Annotated in this window: 1 protein-coding gene; it reads left to right on the top strand. The window is 48.5% G+C overall.

Annotation, left to right across the window (positions count from 1 at the left end):
* Nucleotides 1-41: 41 nt before the first annotated feature.
* Nucleotides 42-1,583, top strand: a complete 1,542-nt coding sequence (locus tag OKA04_RS24855) for a serine hydroxymethyltransferase (protein WP_498049458.1) — start codon at nt 42-44, stop codon at nt 1,581-1,583.
* The last annotated feature ends 337 nt before the right edge of the window (nt 1,584-1,920 follow it).

Here is a 1,920-nt window from a genome sequence, read left to right as displayed (position 1 = left end):
CCCCGCCTCCACCACCACCCGCCGCTCGCCGCTCGCCCACCATGGCCATGGCGACGGCGCTCCGCAAGCTCTCCTCCGACGCCCTCCGCCGCCAGCCGCTCTCCCGCATCACCCCGCTCTACTACATGGCGTCCCTGCCGGCGACGGAGGAGAGATCCGGAGTCACCTGGCCGAAGCAGCTGAACGCGCCGCTGGAGGAGGTGGATCCCGAGATCGCCGACATCATCGAGCACGAGAAGGCCCGCCAATGGAAGGGTCTGGAGCTCATCCCGTCGGAGAACTTCACCTCGGTGTCAGTGATGCAGGCGGTGGGATCCGTCATGACCAACAAGTACAGCGAGGGGTACCCCGGCGCGAGATACTACGGTGGAAACGAATACATTGATATGGCCGAGTCATTGTGCCAGAAACGTGCTTTGGAGGCCTTCCGCTTGGACCCAGCGAAATGGGGAGTGAATGTGCAACCTCTATCAGGGTCACCTGCCAACTTCCATGTTTACACTGCCCTATTGAAACCACATGAGAGAATCATGGCTTTGGATCTTCCTCATGGTGGACATCTTTCTCACGGCTACCAGACTGATACTAAGAAGATTTCAGCAGTTTCGATATTCTTTGAGACAATGCCCTACAGATTGGATGAAAGCACTGGCTTGATTGATTATGATCAGATGGAGAAAAGTGCCGTTCTTTTTAGGCCAAAGTTGATCGTTGCGGGTGCAAGTGCATATGCGCGTCTTTATGACTATGACCGCATGCGGAAGGTTTGTGACAAGCAGAAGGCAATACTTCTAGCAGATATGGCACATATCAGTGGGCTTGTCGCAGCTGGTGTTGTTCCATCTCCTTTTGATTATGCAGATGTAGTGACTACCACTACTCACAAGTCACTCCGTGGACCACGTGGAGCCATGATCTTTTACAGGAAGGGGGTGAAAGGAGTAAACAAGCAAGGCAAAGAGGTTATGTATGACTTTGAGGACAAGATCAATGCTGCTGTCTTCCCAGGTCTGCAAGGTGGACCACATAATCATACCATTACTGGCTTAGCTGTTGCGCTTAAGCAGGCAACTACTCCGGAGTACAGAGCTTATCAAGAGCAAGTTATGAGTAACTGTGCAAAATTTGCACAGAGCTTGACAGCAAAAGGCTACGAACTTGTCTCTGGTGGGACTGACAACCATTTAGTGTTGGTAAATCTCAAGAGCAAGGGCATAGATGGTTCAAGAGTGGAGAAGGTTTTAGAAAACGTGCACATTGCAGCAAACAAGAACACAGTTCCTGGTGATGTTTCAGCTATGGTACCAGGAGGCATCAGGATGGGAACCCCAGCACTGACCTCAAGAGGATTTGTTGAGGAGGACTTTGCTAAGGTTGCTGATTTCTTCGATGCAGCAGTGAACTTGGCTTTGAAGGTTAAGGCTGCAGCAGGTGGAACAAAACTGAAGGACTTTGTTGCCACTTTGCAATCTGATAGCAACATTCAATCCGAGATTGCAAAACTTCGCCATGATGTGGAGGAATATGCAAAACAGTTCCCCACAATTGGGTTTGAGAAAGAAACCATGAAGTACAAGAACTAAGAAACTTTGAATGGAACAGCAAGGGTAAAAGAAAAGGCATCAAGCTGAATTCCTGAGGTGACTGTTGGAATTCTTGCAAGAACAAGTCGGTGTAAACATATATCCATGGAGTGCCATCTTATGTAAAAGGGACCCCTGGCATTTTACAGCGTGTGGAAACTTTGTCAATAGTTCTTATCGTAGACACCTACTGTAAGATGTTATGCTAATGCTATATTAACCTTCACTATCTTCTTGGACAAGCAGTTACACATACTTTGGTGTATTCTGTGAATAATTCGCATGATTGCGGAATTTTTCGTGTTTATAAATCGTAACTTGTAATCTTTTGGCCCTG

The organism is Luteolibacter flavescens, from assembly GCF_025950085.1.
Classification (GTDB): Bacteria; Verrucomicrobiota; Verrucomicrobiia; order Verrucomicrobiales; family Akkermansiaceae; genus Haloferula; species Haloferula flavescens.
The sequence above is the reverse complement of the archived record's forward strand: the minus strand, read 5'-3'. Positions and strand labels throughout refer to the sequence as shown.

Bases quoted from the DNA above. Each gene is read 5' to 3' on its own strand.
- OKA04_RS24855 (WP_498049458.1), top strand. From the start codon at position 42: ATGGCCATGGCGACGGCGCTCCGCAAGCTCTCCTCCGACGCCCTCCGC.